Source organism: Emticicia sp. 17c (assembly GCF_037153985.1).
GTDB lineage: Bacteria > Bacteroidota > Bacteroidia > Cytophagales > Spirosomataceae > Emticicia.
On the sequence record NZ_JBBAYI010000001.1, the window covers coordinates 874,122 to 891,336 of the forward strand.

Annotated in this window: 16 protein-coding genes; 14 read left to right on the plus strand and 2 right to left on the minus strand. The window is 38.7% G+C overall.

Annotation, left to right across the window (positions count from 1 at the left end; all coding sequences use genetic code 11):
- Positions 1-18: 18 nt before the first annotated feature.
- Genes WAA15_RS03630 through WAA15_RS03650 form a run of 5 tightly spaced genes read left to right on the plus strand, consistent with a single transcriptional unit; the run spans position 19 to position 3,060 of the window.
- Entirely contained in the window at positions 19-294 is a 276-nt protein-coding gene (locus WAA15_RS03630) for a DUF3098 domain-containing protein (RefSeq protein WP_337041082.1), read from the plus strand.
- Between the two features lie 56 nt (positions 295-350).
- Positions 351-1,142, plus strand: a complete 792-nt coding sequence (locus tag WAA15_RS03635; RefSeq protein ID WP_337041084.1) for an undecaprenyl-diphosphate phosphatase — start codon at positions 351-353, stop codon at positions 1,140-1,142.
- 23 nt (positions 1,143-1,165) lie between these two features.
- The gene (gene truB, locus WAA15_RS03640) at positions 1,166-1,852 is read left to right on the plus strand and encodes a tRNA pseudouridine(55) synthase TruB (RefSeq protein ID WP_337041086.1); all 687 of its coding nucleotides are present in this window, start codon (positions 1,166-1,168) and stop codon (positions 1,850-1,852) included.
- Between the two features lie 51 nt (positions 1,853-1,903).
- Complete coding sequence (locus WAA15_RS03645) at positions 1,904-2,833, plus strand: bifunctional riboflavin kinase/FAD synthetase (protein ID WP_337041088.1); 930 nt, start codon at positions 1,904-1,906, stop codon at positions 2,831-2,833.
- Complete coding sequence (locus WAA15_RS03650) at positions 2,824-3,060, plus strand: CBU_0592 family membrane protein (RefSeq protein ID WP_337041089.1); 237 nt, start codon at positions 2,824-2,826, stop codon at positions 3,058-3,060. The genes WAA15_RS03645 and WAA15_RS03650 overlap by 10 nt, the downstream gene beginning before the upstream one ends.
- 1 nt (position 3,061) lies before the next feature.
- On the opposite strand, the gene pheA is transcribed toward WAA15_RS03650, so the two are convergent.
- On the minus strand, positions 3,062-4,135 hold the full coding sequence (pheA, locus tag WAA15_RS03655; protein ID WP_337041090.1) for a prephenate dehydratase: 1,074 nt from the start codon (positions 4,133-4,135) through the stop codon (positions 3,062-3,064).
- A gap of 103 nt (positions 4,136-4,238) precedes the next feature.
- The gene (locus WAA15_RS03660) at positions 4,239-6,128 is read right to left on the minus strand and encodes a DNA topoisomerase IV subunit B (protein WP_337041092.1); all 1,890 of its coding nucleotides are present in this window, start codon (positions 6,126-6,128) and stop codon (positions 4,239-4,241) included.
- 179 nt (positions 6,129-6,307) lie between these two features.
- Here WAA15_RS03660 and WAA15_RS03665 point away from each other — a divergent pair, with 179 nt between their 5' ends.
- The 9 genes from WAA15_RS03665 to WAA15_RS03705 all read left to right on the plus strand — a co-directional run bounded on the left by WAA15_RS03665 (position 6,308) and on the right by WAA15_RS03705 (position 17,195).
- On the plus strand, positions 6,308-8,794 hold the full coding sequence (locus tag WAA15_RS03665; RefSeq protein ID WP_337041093.1) for a polysaccharide biosynthesis/export family protein: 2,487 nt from the start codon (positions 6,308-6,310) through the stop codon (positions 8,792-8,794).
- Positions 8,795-8,830: 36 nt separating this feature from the next.
- Positions 8,831-9,931 (plus strand): hypothetical protein, encoded by a 1,101-nt coding sequence (locus tag WAA15_RS03670; RefSeq protein ID WP_337041094.1) that lies wholly within the window; start codon positions 8,831-8,833, stop codon positions 9,929-9,931.
- Positions 9,932-10,034: 103 nt separating this feature from the next.
- The gene (locus WAA15_RS03675) at positions 10,035-10,871 is read left to right on the plus strand and encodes an ABC transporter permease (protein WP_337041095.1); all 837 of its coding nucleotides are present in this window, start codon (positions 10,035-10,037) and stop codon (positions 10,869-10,871) included.
- Between the two features lie 14 nt (positions 10,872-10,885).
- A complete protein-coding gene (locus WAA15_RS03680) occupies positions 10,886-12,130 on the plus strand; it encodes an ABC transporter ATP-binding protein (protein WP_337041096.1) in 1,245 nt (414 codons plus the stop codon).
- A gap of 102 nt (positions 12,131-12,232) precedes the next feature.
- Positions 12,233-13,309 (plus strand): DegT/DnrJ/EryC1/StrS family aminotransferase, encoded by a 1,077-nt coding sequence (locus WAA15_RS03685; protein ID WP_337041098.1) that lies wholly within the window; start codon positions 12,233-12,235, stop codon positions 13,307-13,309.
- A gap of 34 nt (positions 13,310-13,343) precedes the next feature.
- Complete coding sequence (locus tag WAA15_RS03690) at positions 13,344-14,321, plus strand: glycosyltransferase family 2 protein (RefSeq protein WP_337041099.1); 978 nt, start codon at positions 13,344-13,346, stop codon at positions 14,319-14,321.
- Positions 14,318-15,424 carry a glycosyltransferase family 4 protein gene (locus WAA15_RS03695; protein WP_337041100.1) on the plus strand — a complete coding sequence of 369 codons (1,107 nt, stop codon included), beginning with the start codon at positions 14,318-14,320 and terminating at the stop codon, positions 15,422-15,424. The genes WAA15_RS03690 and WAA15_RS03695 overlap by 4 nt, the downstream gene beginning before the upstream one ends.
- A 10-nt stretch (positions 15,425-15,434) precedes the next feature.
- Positions 15,435-16,013 carry a D-sedoheptulose 7-phosphate isomerase gene (gene lpcA / locus WAA15_RS03700; protein WP_337041102.1) on the plus strand — a complete coding sequence of 193 codons (579 nt, stop codon included), beginning with the start codon at positions 15,435-15,437 and terminating at the stop codon, positions 16,011-16,013.
- Positions 16,014-16,025: 12 nt separating this feature from the next.
- Entirely contained in the window at positions 16,026-17,195 is a 1,170-nt protein-coding gene (locus WAA15_RS03705; RefSeq protein WP_337041103.1) for a glycosyltransferase family 4 protein, read from the plus strand.
- Positions 17,196-17,215 lie beyond the last annotated feature (20 nt).

Here is a 17,215-nt window from a genome sequence, read left to right on the forward strand (position 1 = left end):
ATAAGAAGGTTTACAATTATGAAAAAAATCACGCCTAAAACAACAGAACTTAAAGGTGCGGTATCGAGCATTAAGGATTCGGTGTCGGATAATAAAAATGTAGAGGGGCTTCCTTTTAGCAAACAGAATTATGTTTTAATGTTAATTGGTCTTGGTCTGATTGCCCTCGGGTTCATCATCATGACTCAGGATAAAGAAGAGTTCGGTTTTGGTTTTTTAGGTATCACACTAGGGCCAGCTATTGCGTTTATCGGCTTTATATTTGAGTTTTACGCCATATTCAAAAAGAAATAATTGTACCCTCAATTATGGGTATGTCCTGATTATTATTATTCTTATTTTTATTTACAATGAGTCTTTTTCAAGCTATTATCCTTGCTATCATTGAAGGAATAACCGAGTATTTACCTATTAGCTCAACAGGTCACATGATTATCGGAGCGTCGTTTATGGGCATTGGGGAACTCGATTTTACGAAGGTTTTCGAGGTAAATATTCAGTTTGGTGCTATTCTGGCGGTAATAGTTCTTTATTGGAAACGCTTTTTTCAATCAATTCAGTTTTATACCAAACTTCTGGCGGCATTTATTCCGGCGGCAATAATTGGTTTTTTGCTCAATGATTTCATTGATACACTTCTAGAAAGTGTAATGGTAGTAGCTATTACTATGGTGCTAGGAGGTATTGTTCTGGTTTTTATTGACAAATACTTTGAAAATAAAGCAACCAAAGACCAGATTTCCTACGGCGATGCCCTGAAAATAGGGTTATTTCAATGTATTGCCATGATTCCGGGCGTATCCCGTTCAGCAGCCAGCATCATAGGTGGTATGTTTCAGGGGCTTACGCGTAAGGATTCGGCAGAATTTTCTTTTTTTCTGGCAGTACCCACCATGTTCGCGGCCTCCGCTTACAAACTACTTAAAAGCTACAAGGCAGGCACACTCAATTTTGGTTCAGACCAGTTGCAACTACTAATTGTTGGCAACGTTGTGGCGTTTGTTGTAGCCATGATAGCCATCAAATTTTTTATAGGGTATCTTCAAAAATATGGCTTTAAAGTTTTCGGGTATTACAGAATTATTGTCGGCTTGTTAATTCTGGGGCTTCTGGCTGCGGGTTATGAGTTAAAAATAGTTTAAGTTAAGTTGGTTTTCAGAAATTCATGCAGACAAATATTGATGAAAGAAACGAGGTTATTTTAATTGACAAACCTCTACGATGGACCTCTTTCGATGTGGTAAATAAGGTTCGTTATGCCGGAAAATACAAAAAAGTAGGCCATGCAGGTACTTTAGACCCCCTCGCAACAGGTCTGCTGATACTTTGTACCAATAAAAAAACCAAAGAAATCGACAACTATCAGGCACAAGAAAAAGAATATACCGGTACACTTGTATTAGGTAAAACTACCCCTTCTATTGACCTTGAAACCGAATTCGATGGCGAATTCCCGACAGACCACATCACACCCGAAGCTATTCAGGAAACTGTGGCGCGGCTTACAGGTCTTATCGAACAAATCCCTCCAACTTTTTCGGCTATAAAAGTAGATGGCAAAAGAGCCTACGAGGCTGCCCGTAAGGGACAGGAAATAGCCATAAGGCCAAGGCAAGTAGAAATAAAAACTTTTGAGGTAGATACTACTCATTTTCCAGAAATTGCATTCAGAATTGTATGCTCAAAAGGAACTTATATCAGAAGTATGGTTCGTGATTTCGGGCAGTTATTACAATCGGGGGCTTATATGAGTTCGCTTCGCAGAACCAGAATAGGCGATTTTAAAATTGAAAATGCCCTAACTCTCGACCAGTTTTTAGAGAATATTCGTAATTTTGCCGCCAATAGCTAAGCAGGCTTTTTGTTTCTGCCAGCCTCAGATTAGTATAAATTACCTGACACATTGAAAGTATATTATAGTTTAGCAGATTTTAAGCCATTACAAAATGCCATTGTTACCAGTGGCACGTTTGATGGAGTTCATATTGGTCATCAGAAAATCTTACAAATTCTACGGGAAACAGCAAAGACTTCTAACGGAGAGTCGGTTGTTTTAACTTTCTGGCCACACCCGCGCATGGTTGTTTCGCAAGACAGCCAGAGCCTGAAGTTATTGTCGACAGTTGATGAGAAAATAGCTTTACTCGAAAATCAGGGGGTAAACCATTTACTTGTGGTGCCTTTCACCCGCGAATTTTCGGAGCTAAGTTCAGAAGACTACGTACAGAAAATATTAATTGATACCATTGGTACTAAAAAGTTAGTGATTGGCTATGACCACCGCTTTGGTAGAAATCGCGAAGGAGGGTTTCAGTACCTGGCCGATAACTCAGACCGTTTTGGTATTGAAATTGAAGAGATTTCGAGACAGGAAATTGAAAACTCGGTTATTAGTTCTACCAAAATAAGACAATCTTTATTAGAAGGGCAAGTAAAAACTGCCAATGATTTATTAGGCAGAAATTACAGTTTTTCGGGTATTGTTGTCAAAGGCCGGCAATTAGGCAGAACCATAGGTTTCCCGACTGCAAATGTACAAGTGGCCGAATCTTACAAGTTAATTCCGGCTAATGGCGTATATGCAGTAAGAACACTTGTGAGAGGCCAATGGCTCAACGGAATCATGAATATCGGTAACAGACCAACCGTTGATGGCATCGGCCGCACACAAGAAGTATATATCCTTGATTTCAATGATGATATTTACGGCGAGAACATTACCGTTGAACTGATAGATTTTATCAGAGCAGAACAAAAGTTTAACGGGCTTGAAGAATTAAAAGCACAGATTCTGAAAGATAAACAAACCGCAATACAAATTTTATGCAGTTAAATATTGTAGAAATAATTGGTTGGATAGGAGCCGTTTTAGTAACCGGCTCCTATTTTTTGAATATTCAGGGCAAGCTCGATGCCAAAGATGCCAGATACATCTGGGCAAATGCTATTGGCGGAATATGTTTCGTAATAAATACGTATTTTCATCATGCTTACCCATCAATGGCGGTTAATATTATCTGGGTTTTGATTGCCGCCATAGCCATTTTCCGCAAAAAATAGTTTAAGCATTTTTCACGTAGCTTCCCAGCCATTTTATGGCATTACGGTGCTTTTTAAATACTTTTATTACGTTATCGTCTTTGTAAAAGCCTTCCAGTTCAATAAAAAACCAGAAATTAAAATCCTCGCTTCCTTTATAAGGGCGGCTTTCGATTTTAGTTAAGTTAATGCCATTCTTTTTGAAATCTTGCAGGAAATTAGCCAAAATACCCGGTTTATCGGTGTCTGGCAAACGTGCAATAATAGTAGTCTTATCATTCTCGCTTTTCTGATTTACAAAATCCTTTGCCAAAATATAAAACCTTGTTCGGTTTTGGCCGTTATCTTCAATATTATTAAATAATATAGGCAAGCTAAAGAGTTTTGCCGCAATGCCTGAGCAAATAGCCGCACTTTCGGGGTCTTCTGCTGCCAGTTTTGCTGCTTTTGATGTCGATTCCACCTGAATCTCTTCGGGCTGTGTCTGCTCAAAATATTTATTCAAGAATCCTCTACACTGCCTGAAAGCAATATCTTTTGAGTAAATTCTCTTGATTTTTGAAGGATTCTCGGCTTCGGTAGCTAAAGCAAAGTGTACTGGTATTTTTAATTCTGCTGCAATATTTACGTTCATTTCGTTGAGCAGGTCAACGGTTTCATAAACAATACCCTCCTGATTATTTTCGATAGGTATTACACCAAATTTTGCACGACCTGTATCGACTGCCTCAAATACCGACTTAATGGTGGGCAATGTCATGTATTCGCTCATAGCCCCGAAACGGCTTTCGGCTGCCTGATGCGTAAAACTTCCTTCAGGCCCCAGAAAAGCTACTCTTTCAGGGAGTTCGATGTTTCTGGCAGCTGCAAATATTTCCAGAAAAATAGCCTCAATGGCTTCTTTGTTCAGTGGGCCATCATTTTGGGCATTCATCCTGTCCAGAATTTGTTTTTCTCTTTCTGGCCGATAAATCAAGGCTTTTGTTGAACGTTTTATTTCACCAACTTTATGCACTAACTGCATACGGTTATTTAATAATACCAATAGCTGGTCATCAATCGAATCGATGTGTTTTCTTACTTCTTCAAGTGTCACTTCTATATAGGTTGGTTTGGTAAGTATCTTTATAATTTTATAGAATCATTGCTTATGATAGTTTCATGCACTGCAATACCATAAGCAACAACTCTATCAGGTTTTAGGCTTCTTCTAATATTTTCACTAGTGTTTCGTCAAGTTCATCCTTTTCTACTCTCAGATTCTCAATGATAAATCGCTGACGCTCAGGGGTATTCTTACCCATGTAATAACTCAGAATTTTAGCAATTGTCGACTCTTTTTCCAGAATAACAGGCTCAAGTCTGATATCTTCTCCGATAAAGCCTTCAAACTCATCTGGCGAGATTTCTCCAAGTCCTTTAAAACGGGTTATTTCGGGCTTGGGCGAAAGTTTTTTAATAGCGTTCTGTTTTTCCTCATCCGAATAACAGTAGATTGTCTCTTTTTTATTTCTTACCCTGAACAAAGGTGTTTCCAGAATATAGAGGTGCCCTTCTCTCACCAAATCTGGGAAGAACTGTAAAAAGAAAGTCAGTAATAAGAGCCTGATGTGCATACCGTCTACATCGGCGTCGGTGGCAATAATTATTTTATTATATCGGAGTCCATCAAGCCCGTCCTCAATATTCAGGGCGTGTTGCAACAGGTTGAACTCTTCGTTTTCGTAAACAATTTTTTTAGTTAAGCCGAAGCAGTTGAGAGGTTTTCCGCGCAAGCTGAATACCGCTTGTAACTCAGGGTTTCGGGCTTTTGTTATTGACCCACTCGCCGAGTCTCCTTCGGTAATAAACATTACGGTATCAAAACGCTTTTCGTTCTTTTCGTCATCTAGATGAAAACGGCAATCGCGTAATTTGCGGTTATGCAGGTTCGCTTTTTTAGCTCGTTCATTAGCCAGCTTTTTGATACCTGCCAGTTCTTTTCTCTCTCGTTCCGACTGCTCGATACGTTTTTTCAACGCATCTTTTATGGCCGGATTCATGTGCAGGAAGTTATCGAGTTTTTCTTTCAGGAAATCTCCGACAAATGTTCTGATAGTTGGCGAATTAGGCTCCGGCGACATCGTAAGAGAACCTAACTTTGTTTTGGTCTGAGACTCAAAAACAGGCTCCTGTACTCTGATAGAAATGGCTCCTATTATTGACTGACGGATGTCTTCTGGCGCGTAGTCTTTACCGAAGTGTTCTCTTACGGTACGTACAATTGCCTCTCTGAAAGCCGAAAGGTGTGTCCCTCCCTGTGTAGTATTTTGCCCGTTCACGAATGAATAATACTCTTCGCCGTATTGATTCCCGTGCGACAAGGCTACTTCAATATCTTCTCCTTTCAGGTGTATTATCGGGTACCGGAGCGACTCTTCGTCGGTTTTTCTACGAAGTAAATCTAATAATCCGTTCTGTGAAAGGTATTTTTGTTTATTGAACACTATTGTCATTCCTGCATTGAGGTAACAATAGTTCCATATCATGGCCTCAACAAATTGTGGAATGTAATGATAATGCTTAAAAACAGTATTATCAGGGGTGAAAGTAACCAGTGTACCATTTTTTTGGTCTGAATCGAGTAATTCTGATTCTTTTACCAAGTCTCCTTTATTAAATTCAGCCCATTTTGATTTACCCTCTCTAAAAGCCTGTACCCTGAAATAAGATGAAAGCGCATTAACGGCTTTAGTACCTACCCCATTTAGACCTACTGCTTTCTGGAAGGCTTTACTGTCATATTTTGCCCCCGTATTTATTTTTGACACTACATCAACTACTTTTCCCAGTGGTATTCCTCGCCCGTAGTCTCTTACCTCAACAACACCGTTGTCGAGCTTTATTTCTATTGATTTGCCATAACCCATGGCATACTCGTCAATACAATTGTCTAACACTTCTTTTAAAAGCACGTAGATACCATCATCGGCCGCCGACCCGTCGCCTAATTTCCCGATATACATACCTGGCCTTAGCCTGATATGTTCTTTCCAGTCAAGCGAGCGAATACTATCTTCATTATAAGTCACTTCCTTGTTTTCAGCCATGGTGAAAAAAAAATTTTGATTTAATTCTTTTTATATTTTACTTTGCAATTCAAAGTTCTTTTTAACACATACTTAACATGAAACAGCAAGAAAATAAAAAAACTTCCTTTACTTTGCAATGTTTTCATGAATTGTCCATTAAATACTTATACAGCAATACGGCAAATAACGTTATAGATATGAAATTTAACAAAAATAATTTCTTACAAATTTTCTTCAAATTTACGCTTTTTACGCTAATAATAAGCAATTCTTTCGGACAAAATCCGGCCAATGCCCCAACAAATACTCCTGCTAATACCCCAGCAAACCCCAATGCGCCAGCCAATACCCCTGGCACCAATACACCCGGGCCAAGAACAACACAGCAGGCCCCCAATCAGCCATTACCTAACCGTAATCGCACCACGAATACCAACGACCCAAAGGCTGCCAGAATCCTTAAATTAGACGCTGCCGACCAAATGGCAATGACCAAAGAGGACTCTTTGCGTGCCATTCGTGAAGCTGAAGCAGAGCAAGATGTAGCAAAGGCAACCTTAAGAAGAAGAATTTTTGGTTATAACTTATTTAATACCATTAAGTTTGACCCTACTCCGGCCATTAATATTGCAACACCTAGTAACTACATACTCGGCCCGAACGACCAACTTATTATTGATATATATGGGTACTCACAAGCCAATTATAAGGCTGTTGTTTCGCCTGATGGCTATATTACCCTTGACCGCGTAGGTCTGGTTTATCTGGCAGGCTCAACCATGGAGCAAGCCCGCGAAAAGATATTAAGCAAACTTTCTAAAGTATATGTAGGCTTACAACCAAATTCGGGGTATCCGGCAAATACTTTTCTGGTGGTATCATTAGGTAATATCAGAAGCATAAAAGTAACCATTACGGGTGAAGTGATTGCTCCGGGCACCTACACGTTATCATCTCTTTCAACGATACTTAATGCACTTTATGTATGTGGTGGGCCTAACGAACTCGGAACGTACAGAAAAATACAGGTTATTCGTAACAACAAAGTGGTAGCCACCCTTGACCTTTACGAATTACTCATGAAAGGCTTTGCCAAAAACAATATTATTCTGCAAGACCAAGATATAGTTCAGGTAATACCATACATTGCACGTGTGGCTATTCAGGGTAATACCAAAAGAAACGGTTTATTTGAGTTAACTGAAAACGAAAAGTTAAAAGATGCGCTTGAATATGCCGGAGGATTTAACCCCTATGCTTATACACATCGCTTGAAAGTACATAGAAACACTAGCAGAGAGCGCAAAATTATTGATGTAATGGAGGCTGACTTTGCTAACTTCAATGTAATGTCGGGCGACTCGATTGTTACTGAAAGACTTCTGGAAAGATACGAAAACATGGTTTCTATTGAAGGGGCTATTTTCCGTCCGGGACAATACTCGTTAGATAGTAATCCAACTCTTTTGCAATTGATTAAATCGGCAGAAGGGCTAAAAGGCGAAGCACTAACTGGCCGTATTTCAATTGTCAGAACTCGTGAGGATATGATTATTGAAAATATCTCGGTTAATCTGGAAGATATTATGAAAGGAAAAGCCTCTGATATTGTTCTGAAAAGAGAAGACCTTATCACGATTCCTTCTATCTTTGACCTTACAGAACCTGCCTATGTGCGTATACAGGGCGCAATAAATAATCCTGAGGGAGAAGATGGTATCGAAGTCCCTTTTGTAAGAAACTTAACTATTGAAGACGTACTGGTAAAAGTAGGTGGCTTATCCGAATCAGCTTCCTTATCAAGAGTTGAAGTGGTGCGTCGTAAAAGAAACGTAGACCCGACCTCAGCTAACGCCCAGATTTCAGACACGTTTGAATTTAATATCAGACCAGACCTGAGTGTTGAACAGGCAGGTAATACGTTTGTGTTGTTCCCTTTCGATGAGATTTTCATCAGAAAATCGCCTAACTATGTTAAACAGGCATTTGTACAAGTGGAAGGCGAAGTAATTTTCCCCGCAAAATATGGTATCAAAAGCAAAGATGAAAAAGTATCTGATATTGTAAAACGTGCAGGCGGGCTTACTCCACAATCATATCTTGAAGGCGCAACGCTTATCAGAGAAATTCAGTTAAGTGAAATTGAAATTGAACAACGCAGAAGAGCAATTACAGAAATTGCCAATAGCGTTAAAGGTAACCAGACCATTGAAGTAGAAGATGTAGACGCAACCAAAAAATCATCTATCGGTATTGATTTGAGAAAGATTCTTGAAAATCCGGGTTCTAACGAAGACATGATTTTACAAGACGGTGACATTATACGTATCCCGAAACGTCTTGAAACGGTGCGTGTACAAGGCGAAGTATTATACCCTACTACTGTAAAATATTTTGATAGAGATAACTTCATTAATTACATTTCAAAAGCGGGTGGTTTTACCAAACGCTCATTAAAAAGTAAATCTTATATTTTGTATGCTAACGGGTCGGTAGACAGAACAAGACGATTCCTGTTCGTTAATATTTATCCGAAAGTTGCTCCGGGCTCTGAGATTATTGTTCCGCAAAAAACTTCAACAGCACAGCAACAGATATCTCAGGTTCAGAACTTACTTGGTACTTTGGGTGCTACCATCACAACACTTATCGGAATCATAGGTATTTTCAGAATAACAAGATAATCAGGCATAAACACAACATTAAGATATAAGAAAACAATGGCTGAAACACAAATCATACAAGAAGAGCAAATTAGTACCAAAGACCTTTTCAAGAAGATAATCGGCGTCTTTAGACTCATTGGTAGCGAGTGGAGGTTACTATTAATTAGCATTGCACTGGGTACGCTTATAAGTATCTTGCTCGACATAAAAAACTTTAAAGAATCTCAGTTTTACGGAGAAATCCAGTTTAACCTTGAGTCTGGTTCTGCCAACCAGAACCAGATGGGTGGCTTTGCCGGCCTTGCCAACGCCTTTGGTGTGGGTGGTATGGGTGGTGGCGCGCAGTCGAACGACTTATTCAGTGGCGGAAACTTTAATCTGGTTATTGCGTCAAAAACACTCTACGAAAGAGCTTTGATGAAAGAAGTTACTGTTGGCAACCGTAAAATGCTTTTCATTAATTATTATAAAGACAGTAGTGATATTAAGCGTAAAGAATGGGGAGGCGATTTCTTCCATGAGCCTAATAAAGCCGCCATTAATTTCAGATTTACCCCTAAAAGCCCTGAGAAATTCACAAAGGTCGAAAACGAACTGATGGCCACTATTTATGAGAAACTACTGGCCCAAACAGAACTAAAACCTTTAGATAAAAATAGTTCAATCATGATTTTGTCGGCTACGACTAATAACGAAATGCTGACCAAAATCTGGGTTGAAACATTGCTTAAAACGCTTGAAGAATTTTATGTGGAGGTACGCACCAAGAAAACAAGAGATATATACGATATTCAGGTAGAGCGTCTGAACGAGCTACAAAGCAAATTAAATGCAACTGACCGCCAGTTAGCCATTACTACTTTCCAGAATATCAATGCCGTTGACCCTACCGCACCCATGCGCCAGCAACAGTTAAACCGTAATAATACCTTTGTTTCAAACCAGTATTATACCCAAATGGCAACTGTTGAAAACCTGCGTATGCTTTTAATACATAATACTCCATTATTCACATTACTTCAACCTGTACGTTTGCCTTTACTACGCAAAGATTACACCGTAGGCGGCAGCACAAAAATAGGTGCATTTTTAGGTTTTTTCCTTTGCCTGATGTACATCATCATCAGAAAAACCTATCAGGAATTGATGAGCTAAACAGACAGACAAAATATTTTATTTTTGCCTGAGTAGTGTTTTCAGTCATTAGTTCAGTTAAATTTGAAGTTCAGTTTTGTTTTAAAAGAAAGTATTTTTGTGAATGAAAAAATCGGAGAACGAAATAGTCATTAAAGCAGGAAAATCAGCATTACATTATTGGCAGGAAGTTTGGCGTCAGCGCGAGTTATTCTGGATTCTGGGCAAGCGCGATGTAATGGTTCGTTATAAACAAACCGTTTTAGGCATAGCCTGGGCGGTTTTTCGGCCTTTATTAACGGCTTTGGTTATGACTTTTGCCTTTGGCAAAATAGCCAAACTTGAAGTGGCCTCTCCTCTACCCTACATGATAGTGGTAATTCCGGGTGTTATTATCTGGTTGTTTTTCTCTCAGTGTCTCTCACAAATCAGCAACAGTATTGTTGGTAATAGTAATCTGGTTTCTAAAGTTTACTTCCCCCGTATTATTATTCCATTCAGTTCGTTGCTGGTAGGTTTGCTTGATGCCCTCATAGCTTTTGCTATGTTTTTTATTTTCTGCCTTTATTATGGCTTTATGCCTAACTGGCACATCATATTTGCCCCTTTGTTTATGTTGCTGGCATATATGGGAGCTTTTGGTTTTGGGTTGATAGCCTCTGTTCTAAACGTAAAATACCGTGATATAGCACAGATAATACCTTTCATTGTTCAGTTTGGCTACTTTATCTCACCCGTAGGTTACCTGAGCGAACAACAAAAAGATAACTGGTGGTATCCTTACTATAATCTGAATCCGGTTGTAGGCACAATTGATGGCCTAAGATGGTGTTTACTAGGCGACTATACAAAATTTAATTGGCAAAGTTTAATACCAACCCTTGTATTTGTCACTATTTCAATCATCTTTGCAATCTGGTTTTTCCGTAAAAACGAAAATTCTTTCGTTGATTATATCTAACAGTGGCATTTGGCATGAAGGCAATATCTATAAAAAATATCTCAAAAAAATATATACTCAGTCATAAAAAGAAAAAGTATCAGAACCTGAAAGAAACTGTTACAGGTTTTGTACAGGAGTTTTTTACTAGCAAAGAAGAACAAGAAACCAAAGAGGTTTTCTGGGCATTAAGAAATGTTAGTTTTGACATAGATCAGGGTGACAGAGTGGGTATTGTTGGGTCGAACGGTGCGGGGAAATCCACATTATTAAAAATCTTAAGCCGGATTACCGAACCAACCCACGGAGAAGTAAAAATCAGAGGCCGTATGGCTAGCTTACTTGAAGTAGGCACAGGGTTTCACCCTGAACTGACTGGCCGCGAGAATATTTTCCTGAATGGTGCTATTCTGGGTATGCGTCAGGATGAAATAAGAAAACAGTTTGACGAAATAGTTGACTTTGCCGGCATTGAAAAATTTCTTGATACTCCTGTGAAACGCTATTCATCGGGTATGTATGTAAGGCTTGGTTTTGCTATTGCCGCACATCTTGAGCCAGAAATATTAATTGTTGACGAGGTGCTAGCTGTGGGTGATTCCGAGTTCCAGAAGAAATGTCTTGGTAAAATGAAAGACGTATCTAACGGTGGGCGGACAGTCCTGTTTGTAAGCCACAATGCTACTGCTATTCAAGGGCTTTGCAACAAAGCAGCATTCCTGCAAAAAGGGAATCTGGTAAAATACGGCGAAGTGGGCGAAGTACTGCATGATTACATGACCAGTATTTCAAAATTCCAACTAAGCCAGAACTGGGATTCACCAGAAAATGCCCCCGGTAACGATTTCGTAAGAGTAAAGCATATCGAAATATTACCTGAGTTTGTTAATGGCAGTAAAAATATCGATGTGCGAACGCCATTAAAAATCAGCTTTGAGTTCTGGAATATGCAGGAAAAAGCTGATTTAAACCTGAGCGTGTTTCTATATAATATGACCGGCGAATGTATATTTAATGTAGGTAGCCAGTCGAAAACCTTTTCACAAGGTTTAATTAAAGGCTTGTTAGAAATTCCGGGTAATTTCCTGAATGATGGTTCTTATTACATATCCGTCATGATAGTAAAAGATACCTCAGACCCAGTTTTCTTTATGGAAGATGCCATTAGTTTTGATGTGGCCGATTTCCGCGAAGGCACAAGCTGGTATGGTAAATGGCCTGGGGCTATACGCCCAATACACATTCCTGTGCAAACATGGAAAGTTGATGGTTTGCTTTAAACTGATACCAATCAGATAAAAGGTTTACGAAAATCATCTATGTTATTTTGAATAATAACTACATTTGTACCTTTTCAAAATCTTCATAAGTATTTCAACAGAGTGATAAACGTAACGAAATCTTTTCTGCCACCGTTTGAAGAATACCAAGATAAAATAAAAGGTATTTGGGATAATACATGGCTTACCAATAATGGCCCGTTAGTACGTGAACTGGAAGATAAATTAAAGGATTATCTGGGGGTAAAAAATCTTCTGTATGTAACCAATGGCACTATTGCGCTCCAGATTGCAATTAAAGCACTGGAGTTAAAGGGTGAAATTATAACCACCCCTTTTTCTTATTGTGCCACCACTACATCAATACTCTGGGAAAACACCAAACCAGTATTTGTTGACATAGAGCCTGAAACTTATAACATTGATGCCAATTTAATAGAAGCGGCTATTACCGATAAAACTTCTGCTATTATGGCTACCCATGTTTATGGCCGCCCCTGTAACGTAGAAAAGATTGAAGCAATTGCCCGAAAACATAACCTGAAAGTTATTTATGATGGTGCGCATTGTTTTGGTGCTACCTATCAAGGTAAATCTGTGTTATCATTTGGCGATGTGGCCACTTGCAGTTTTCATGCCACAAAAGTATTTCATACAATTGAAGGAGGATGCGTTATCTGTAAGGATGACGAGCTATTAAAAACGCTGGCGCATTACAGAAGTTTTGGTCATAAGAATGATGATTACTTCATGATAGGCATTAATGCCAAAAACTCCGAATTTCATGCAGCAATGGGCTTGTGTAATTTACCCAAAGTTGCCGACATCATCGAAAAAAGGAAGATTGTTTCTGAAAAATATGATGAACTTCTTGACTGGAATAAACTAGGACGCCCCAAACAAGATATCGAAGGCTTTGTATATAATTATGCCTACTACCCAGTCAGGCTTGAATCAGAGCAGAAATTACTCGAAGTAACCGAAGCACTCAGAAAAGAAGATATAGTGCCTCGTCGTTATTTTTATCCGTCGTTAAACCAACTTCCGTATCTGGATTTTTACAACCCTTGTCCGGTTTCTGAAAAAATATCGGCAGCTGCTTTGTCATTACCTTTGTATTATGACTTAGCTATCAAGGATGTTGAACGGATTTCGCACATCATTAATAAAACTCTTTAAAAAGTCTTTTATTCATTTCAAATTGGTCTAATCAGTGATAGACGTATCTATTATTATTGTTAATTATCGTACCCCTGAATTAATTGTTGAGTGTTTAAAAACTGTTCAACAATTTACGAAACGTGTAAGCTACGAAGTGATTATAGTAGATAACCAATCGAAAGGAGACGACGAAGGCTTCGTTAAATCACAATTTCCTGAAACTATCTGGATTCCGATGGGTTATAACGCAGGCTTTGGGAGGGCCAATAATTTGGGCATGAAAAAAGCCAACGGGCGTTATTTTCTTCTACTCAACTCTGATACCAAACTATTTGAAGATGTAATTGACCGCTGCGTTCAACACCTTGACGAACGTCAGGACGCTATCGCTGGCGGAGCGTATCAGTTTTATCCTGATTTAACGCCGCGTGCATTCTATCATACCTTTAGTTTCAGAAAAGATTTCTGGATAGTGCCGCCAGCATTCAGAAAAAACCTTGACTCACTTTTTCCTTATACCAACTATAACGACCCCGAACAAGTCGATTACATTGCTGCTGCTTTTTTAATGGTAAGGCGCGAAGGCTTTATCAAAACAGGTGGTTTTGACGAAGAGTTTTTTCTGTACGGAGAAGACACCGAATGGGGGTATCGCTTAGGGAAGTTAGGCAAGCAACTGGTTTTTAAAGATTGCCGTATTATTCATGAAGAATGGGGCAGTAAACCAGAGCGTTACGAAGAAGCACAGAATTATACTTATTTTAATAGATTTGATGAGCAGATTCAGCTTTCTAATCTGGTCTGGATACGTAAACAGTATGGGGCTTTACACTATTTTTTTCTAATGCTTCATTACTGGCTTTGGGTACCCGTTTTTTACCTGATGAAAATCGGTTTAAATATTTTAAAACTCAGGAATCCGCTCTCAGAACTGCATAACCAAAAAAGGTTTGCAAGCACTATTTCGACTTTTTCTGAGTATTTTTGGTCAATTTTACTTAAAAAACCGACTTTCTATAAACTTAAATGAAAGAAAAAACCATTCTTTTTCTTACACCCACAGGTGGTAGAACAGGTTCTGAAATGATGATTTGGTACCTGTTGCGGCATCTGTCAGGTAAAATCAGGTCGGTTATTTACAGCCGTCAGAATGGTGAACTATTTGCTAAAGAATCAACTGCCGATATAACTTTCATCAACAAATCAAAGAAAGGCTTTCTCTATAATATTTATGAGGGTATTTATTTTAAGTTATTTAAACAAACACCCGAAGAGGCTAGGCTCATCAAAATTCAGAAAACTGTAAAGGCAGACAAATGGTATCTGAATACCTTAACTATGCCTCGCTTTGCACGTTTAGCCAAAAATTTAGACGTGCCCTATTATGTTCATGTACATGAACTTGTGAGCATTTATGATGAAATTCTGTACGACGATTTTCGCTTTCAGTTTGATAACGCCGAAAAAATCATTTGTTGCTCGGCCATTGTCGAAAGAAGGATTCAGCAAATGGGCTATAAAAACACCATTTTGTTACATGAATTTATTGATACCGAAAAGGTTGTTGTTAAACAAAACCCCATAGATTTAAGACATAAATTACAAATTCCGGCTGATGCCTCGGTCTGGCTTATGTCTGGCTCAATGAATCTTCGGAAAGGCTATGACCTCGCCCTTGATTTATTGGCTAATTTACCAAAGAATACCTATCTTGTTTGGTTAGGAAGCATAAAGAAAACAGGTGTACTGCATTATATACAACAAAGAGCCGCAATTGAAAACCTGAACTTTATTGAACTAGGCGAAAAATCAAGCGAGTACTATGACTACATGAATATTGCTGATGGCTTTGTGTTATTGGCACGCGAAGACCCCTTTCCGTTAGTGATGATAGAAGCAGCCTTTTTACAAAAACCCATAGCAGGTTTTAATTCTGGAGGTATTTCTGAATTTTTACAAGAGGGAATGGGATACGTAGTTGATAGTTTTAACCCTAAAGATTTGGCCGACGCTATCATACAAATACAACAACAGAAAATAAAAACAGATAAAACCATACTTCGCAATCGGGCATTAAACTTTGACATAAAAAACCAGATTGATAAGTGGGTACGTTTTTTCAATGAAAATTAATGACAGTAAAATGGATAATTTAACAGATATTCTCGGAGAATTAAAAGAAGCTCAGAAGGTTCTGGATAATTTTATTTCTTCGGAAGAAAACCTCAAAAATATTAATGATGCGGCCGTTTTAATGGCAAATGCTATTAAGAATGGCAAAAAAATTATTTCTTGCGGCAATGGTGGTTCTCATTGCGATGCCATGCACTTTGCGGAGGAACTTTCAGGTCGCTATCGTGAAAACCGTAAAGCATTGGCTGCTATCGCAATTTCGGACCCAAGCCATATTTCCTGCACAGGAAACGACTACGGCTTTGACTTCGTTTTTTCACGATTTATTGAAGGCTTGGGCAACGAAGGAGACGTACTACTAGGCATTAGTACAAGTGGCAACTCAAAAAATATTATTAACGCTACGCAGGCAGCCCGCGAAAAGGGCATGAAAGTAGTTATTTTTTCGGGTAAAGATGGTGGAAAACTGGCTGGTCTGGCCGATGTCGAAATCAGAGTACCACATTTTGGCTATGCCGACCGCATTCAGGAAATTCACATCAAGGTTATTCATATTTTAATTCTCTTAATTGAGAAAATGGTTCTTTAAGTATTCAACTGAATGAAGGTCTTATTTATCAGCCATGATGCTAACCGTGCCGGCGCACAGATTTTTCTGCTGAATATCATGAAATATTTTCAGCAGAAAGGAATGCACATGCACTTACTGCTGCTTGGTGGTGGGGTCTTAGAAAAAGATTTTGAAGTAATTTGTCCTGTTCTGAAATATCCTGTGGCTATGCCCGCAGTTCCGGCATCGTTACCGCAAAAAGTATTAAAGAAACTAGGCTTGAAGGCTCAGAATAATTCTTTTGAAGATGCAAAAAACACCTTGAAAGCCCAGCTATTGGCCGAAAAATTTGATTGTATTTATGTTAATACCATTGCATGCGCCTGGGCAATGCCTGAGCTTTTGCCCTTGCTGAAATCACCAGTTATTACACATATTCATGAATTAGAGTTTTCTATCCAGCTTTATTCGTCTGCTCATACCAGAGATTTTTTATTCAGTAATACTACCCGATTGGTGGCCTGTTCAAAAGCAGTAGCCGAGAACCTTATTAATAACCATCATTTTCCTACACAAAAAATTGAGGTAATTCATTCGTTTGTAAATAATGATGATGTACTGAACCGTGCAAAAAATACCATTCAGAAAGCTATTCGTGCAAAATATGGTATTCCAGAAAAAGCATTCCTGATTGGCGGCTGTGGTAATGCTGAATGGCGCAAAGGGCTTGATATTTTTGCGTTATTAGCCCAAAATGTTCAAAAGCTTGAGAAAGACACCATTCATTTTGCGTGGGTAGGTGTAAAAAAGGAAGGAGAATACTACGGGCAAGTAATGTATGATATTCAGAAAATGGGTTTAGATACCCATATTACCCTGATAGAACCTACCCCCGAGGCCATTGAATTAATCAATTGTTTTGATATATTCACGATTGTATCACGCGAAGACCCCTTCCCTTTGGTAATGCTTGAAGCTGCCCTCTCAAAAAGAACTATCTTTGGTTTTGAAAAAACAGGTGGGTGCTCTGAGTTTATTGAAACAGACGCGGGCCAACTTTTTGCGTATATGGATATTAACGAAATGGCAAAGGCTATTATAGCTTTTAAAAATCAGCCATTCGGCTCTTTCGGAGAAATAGCACAAAAAAAAGTACTGAATCAGTATAGTTTTGAGAACTCTATTCTTAAAATTGAAAAATTATTAGCCAATTTACTTTAAACGGTTCTTTATTGTAATCG

Excerpts from the sequence above, each read along its gene's own strand:
- WAA15_RS03670 (WP_337041094.1), top strand. The coding sequence starts at position 8,831 with ATGGCTGAAACACAAATCATACAAGAAGAGCAAATTAGTACCAAAGAC.
- truB (WP_337041086.1), top strand. The coding sequence starts at position 1,166 with ATGCAGACAAATATTGATGAAAGAAACGAGGTTATTTTAATTGACAAA.
- WAA15_RS03680 (WP_337041096.1), top strand. The coding sequence starts at position 10,886 with ATGAAGGCAATATCTATAAAAAATATCTCAAAAAAATATATACTCAGT.
- WAA15_RS03660 (WP_337041092.1), bottom strand. The coding sequence starts at position 6,128 with ATGGCTGAAAACAAGGAAGTGACTTATAATGAAGATAGTATTCGCTCG.
- WAA15_RS03695 (WP_337041100.1), top strand. The coding sequence starts at position 14,318 with ATGAAAGAAAAAACCATTCTTTTTCTTACACCCACAGGTGGTAGAACA.
- WAA15_RS03635 (WP_337041084.1), top strand. The coding sequence starts at position 351 with ATGAGTCTTTTTCAAGCTATTATCCTTGCTATCATTGAAGGAATAACC.
- WAA15_RS03705 (WP_337041103.1), top strand. The coding sequence starts at position 16,026 with ATGAAGGTCTTATTTATCAGCCATGATGCTAACCGTGCCGGCGCACAG.
- WAA15_RS03675 (WP_337041095.1), top strand. The coding sequence starts at position 10,035 with ATGAAAAAATCGGAGAACGAAATAGTCATTAAAGCAGGAAAATCAGCA.
- WAA15_RS03630 (WP_337041082.1), top strand. The coding sequence starts at position 19 with ATGAAAAAAATCACGCCTAAAACAACAGAACTTAAAGGTGCGGTATCG.
- WAA15_RS03665 (WP_337041093.1), top strand. The coding sequence starts at position 6,308 with ATGAAATTTAACAAAAATAATTTCTTACAAATTTTCTTCAAATTTACG.
- WAA15_RS03650 (WP_337041089.1), top strand. The coding sequence starts at position 2,824 with ATGCAGTTAAATATTGTAGAAATAATTGGTTGGATAGGAGCCGTTTTA.
- lpcA (WP_337041102.1), top strand. The coding sequence starts at position 15,435 with ATGGATAATTTAACAGATATTCTCGGAGAATTAAAAGAAGCTCAGAAG.